The sequence below is a fragment of the Klebsiella sp. Q11 genome, assembly GCF_964241505.1.
Classification (GTDB): Bacteria; Pseudomonadota; Gammaproteobacteria; order Enterobacterales; family Enterobacteriaceae; genus Klebsiella; species Klebsiella michiganensis.
The window spans coordinates 1-4805 of record NZ_CAXSXW010000034.1 but is presented as its reverse complement, the minus strand read 5'-3'; the positions used below and the strand labels follow the sequence as shown (position 1 = coordinate 4805).

The window sequence follows — 4805 nt, the reverse complement described above, 5'->3', positions numbered from 1 at the left end:
CTCATTGAATTGATAGCACAATCAGTAGATCACAAAACTCTATGCCTGTCTTTTTTCACCCGCCCATTACTGGGGATTCCTCAGCGCCTGGCGGGGTTTTTTATTATCAATATTGATTAAGTTATTAATGGTCAATATTTTAATTAAAACTACATCGAAACGTTTCTTTATTTTAAAATAAAACCCATTGTCTTTGTGGATTTAACAGGCATCGTCCAGGTTTTATCTCCCTTATTACTTAAAATTTCCTTGCGAGGATAATTTATTTCTTATAAATAAACCATAGAAAATATATGGGGAATCCTTATAAAATATTTTAAAGTTTAAAAAAATAATTGTTTTTTCTCATGTCATTTATATGACTAATATCACAGATATTTTTGGCGTAGCGTTAAAATGGAGGTTTGGTGATATAAGAAATGTATTATCCATGATTTTATCTTCATTGTAATAACCGTGAGCAATCATTTTTCTTATGGTCTATATTAACATCTCAAAATGTAAGTTTATTATTTTAAGTTGTTGTAATTTAAGTAATTTAATTTATTGCAGAATGTAATTGGATTATTTTTCTTTCACCTTGCGGGACTCCGTTAAGTGGTATATCTAATAAGATGCATAATTAAGAATTATCTCATACCTCTGACTGCGTCTTCATCTCAAGGGTGCAACCTGATGAAAAATATAAATGTGACAGTGAAAGAAACTGGTGCTGAATACACCGTCGATGGCAATCAAGTTAATCTCAATACGCAGTCAGTGGTCCTCCTGCACGTTAAGCGTGAGGATATTCGTTCATATACCCGACAAGGTAATGATCTTGTTCTAAAACTCCAAAACGGTGACACCGTTACAATTAAAAACTTTTTCGTTGTGGATGAGCATGGACAGCACAGTGATTTGGTTCTTATGGATGATGAGACCGGCGCGCTATGGTGGCTAGAAGGTGCGGGTACCGATGGGGCACACTATTCGCTGATTAGCGATCTTTCAGAAGTCATCGCGACCGGTGGCGCGGGACAAAGTATTGCCGGTTGGGTTATGGCTGGCGCGGCTTTGCTGGGTATTGCGGCAATGTTCGCCGGCACCTCAAACAAAGACCACCACTCTTCGGTTTCTGAAAGCGATTCTGATGCTGACAGTGATTCAGACTCCGACAGTGATACGGATGCTGACAGCGATAGCGACTCTGATTCAGACAGTGATTCTGATTCAGATAGTGATTCCGATTCTGACAGTGATTCCGACTCGGATTCAGATTCAGATAGTGATTCGGATGCTGACAGCGACGCGGATAGTGATTCTGATGCTGACAGTGACTCCGATACTGATACCGAGCTACCTACCGCGGCACAGAACATAGCGGTCATTGACAATGTGGGCCCCATCACCGGTGTGCTGCATTCTGGTGATGTCACTGACGATACGACCCCGGAGATTAAAGGGACAGCAGAGGCTGGGGCAACGATAACGATTTATGACGGCGATACCAAACTGGGTTCTGTCGTCGCGGATGAAAATGGCAACTGGAGCTTCACGTTACCGGAGCTGAGCGAGGGTTCCCATAGCCTGAGCGCGACGGTGACGGACAAAGCCGGCAACGTCAGCGAGCGTTCGCCGGCGTTTGAACTGACCATCGATACCACTGCGCCGGCAGCCAGCATTCCGCAGGTAACCGACAATGTTGCAGAGCACACCGGCCAGCTGCAGAGCGGGGATCTGACTAACGATGCGACGCCCACCCTGAACGGCACGGCGGAAGCGGGATCCACGGTGACGATCTATGACGGCGACACCGTGCTGGGCACAGTGGTTGCCGGCGAGGATGGACGCTGGAGCTTCACGCCAGCTAGTCTGGAGGAAGGCGCCCACAGCCTGAGCACTACGGTAACGGACAAAGCCGGGAACGTCAGCGAACGTTCGCCGGCGTTTGAACTGACGGTAGACACTATAGTGAACCCGGTTAGCGATCTGCAGGTAACTGATAATGCAGGAGAAGACACGGGTACACTGAACAGCGGTAGCGTGACGGATGATGATACACCAACCTTGAGCGGTACGGCAGAAGCGGGCGCCACGATCACAATTTATGACGGTGATACCGTACTGGGCACCGCGATTGCGGACGAGGACGGACGCTGGAGCTTTACTCCTGACGCCCTGGCTGAAGGATCCCATAGCCTGAGCACCACGGTGACCGATCTGGCCGGCAACGTCAGCGAACGATCCCCGATATTTATATTAACTGTCGATCTTAGCGATGACACCGACTCCGACAGCGACTCGGATTCAGACAGTGACTCCGACTCTGACAGTGACTCCGACTCGGATTCCGACAGCGACTCAGATTCTGACAGCGATTCTGACTCCGACAGCGATTCGGACTCCGACTCCGACAGTGACTCGGATTCAGACAGCGATTCGGACTCTGACAGCGACTCGGATTCCGACAGCGATTCGGACTCTGACAGCGACTCGGACTCTGACAGCGACTCGGATTCCGACAGCGACTCCGACTCTGACAGCGACTCGGATTCAGATAGCGATTCCGACTCCGACAGCGACTCGGATTCCGACAGCGATTCTGACTCGGACAGCGATTCTGACTCGGACTCCGACAGTGATTCGGACTCCGATAGTGACTCGGACTCCGACAGTGACTCGGATTCTGACAGCGACTCCGACTCTGACAGCGATTCTGACTCTGACAGCGATTCGGATTCTGACAGTGACTCGGATTCTGACAGTGACTCCGATTCAGACAGCGATTCGGACTCTGACAGCGACTCCGATTCCGACAGCGATGCCGATTCAGACAGCGATTCGGACTCCGACAGTGATTCCGACTCGGACAGCGATGCTGACTCTGACAGCGACTCCGATTCCGACAGCGACTCTGACTCTGACAGCGATTCGGACTCCGACTCTGACAGTGATTCGGATTCGGACAGCGATTCGGACTCTGACAGCGACTCGGACTCTGACAGTGATTCTGACTCCGACAGCGACTCGGATTCTGACAGTGATTCGGATTCCGACAGCGATTCTGACTCCGACAGTGACTCGGATTCAGACAGCGATTCTGACTCCGACAGTGACTCAGACTCTGACAGCGATTCGGATTCCGACAGTGACTCGGATTCTGACAGCGATTCTGACTCGGACAGCGATTCCGACTCCGACAGTGATTCGGATAGTGACAGTGATTCGGATTCAGACAGCGACTCCGATTCCGACAGCGATGCTGACTCCGACAGTGATTCGGACTCCGACAGCGACTCTGACTCTGACTCTGACTCTGACAGCGACTCTGATTCCGACAGCGATTCCGATTCTGACAGTGACTCCGACTCTGACAGCGATTCCGACTCTGACAGCGACTCGGATTCTGACAGCGACTCGGATTCTGACAGCGATTCCGATTCTGACAGTGACTCCGATTCCGACAGCGATTCCGACTCTGACAGCGACTCGGACTCTGACAGTGATTCGGACTCCGACAGCGACTCGGACTCTGACAGCGACTCCGACAGCGATTCCGACTCTGACAGTGATTCGGATTCGGACAGCGATTCGGACTCTGACAGCGACTCGGATTCTGACAGCGATTCGGACTCTGACAGCGATGCCGATTCCGACAGCGATTCGGATTCTGACAGTGACTCCGATTCCGACAGCGATTCTGATTCGGACAGCGACTCCGACTCTGACAGCGATGCCGATTCCGACAGCGATGCCGATTCAGACAGCGATGCTGACTCTGACAGCGACTCCGACTCTGACAGTGATTCGGACTCCGACAGCGACTCGGATTCCGACAGCGATTCTGACTCTGACAGCGATTCGGATTCCGACAGCGACTCGGACTCCGACAGCGACTCGGATTCCGACAGCGATTCCGACTCTGACAGCGACTCCGACTCTGACAGTGATTCGGACTCCGATAGCGACTCGGATTCTGACAGCGATGCTGACTCTGACAGCGATTCGGATTCCGACAGCGACTCGGATTCTGACAGCGACTCGGATTCTGACAGCGACTCGGACTCCGACAGCGATTCCGATTCTGACAGCGACTCGGACTCGGATAGTGACTCGGATTCGGACAGCGATTCGGACTCCGACAGTGATTCGGATAGTGACAGTGATTCGGATTCAGACAGCGATTCCGACTCTGACAGCGACTCGGACTCGGATAGTGACTCGGATTCGGACAGCGATTCGGACTCCGACAGTGACTCCGACTCGGACAGCGATGCTGACTCTGACAGCGACTCCGATTCCGACAGTGATTCGGACTCCGACAGTGACTCAGACTCTGACAGCGATTCGGATTCCGACAGTGACTCAGACTCTGACAGCGATTCGGATTCCGACAGTGACTCGGATTCTGACAGCGATTCTGACTCGGACAGCGATTCCGACTCTGACAGTGATTCGGACTCGGACAGCGATTCCGACTCCGACAGCGATTCCGACTCCGACAGTGATTCGGATAGTGACAGTGATTCGGATTCAGACAGCGACTCCGATTCCGACAGCGATGCTGACTCCGACAGCGATTCTGACTCCGACAGCGACTCGGATTCTGACAGTGACTCGGATTCTGATAGTGATTCCGACTCTGACAGCGACTCGGATTCAGACAGCGACTCGGATTCCGACAGTGATTCGGATTCAGACAGCGACTCGGACTCTGACAGTGACTCCGACTCGGACAGCGACTCTGACTCTGACAGCGATTCGGACTCCGACAGTGATTCGGATAGTGACAGTGATTCGGATTCCGACAGCGACTCCGACTC

At 51.5% G+C, this 4805-nt stretch carries 1 protein-coding gene; it reads left to right on the top strand.

Translation table 11 applies throughout. The features are described 5' to 3' along the window. Positions 1-675: 675 nt before the first annotated feature. Positions 676-4805 (top strand): Ig-like domain-containing protein (locus ACESQ2_RS28285; RefSeq protein WP_373171593.1); only part of this gene is annotated, 4130 nt, incomplete at its 3' end.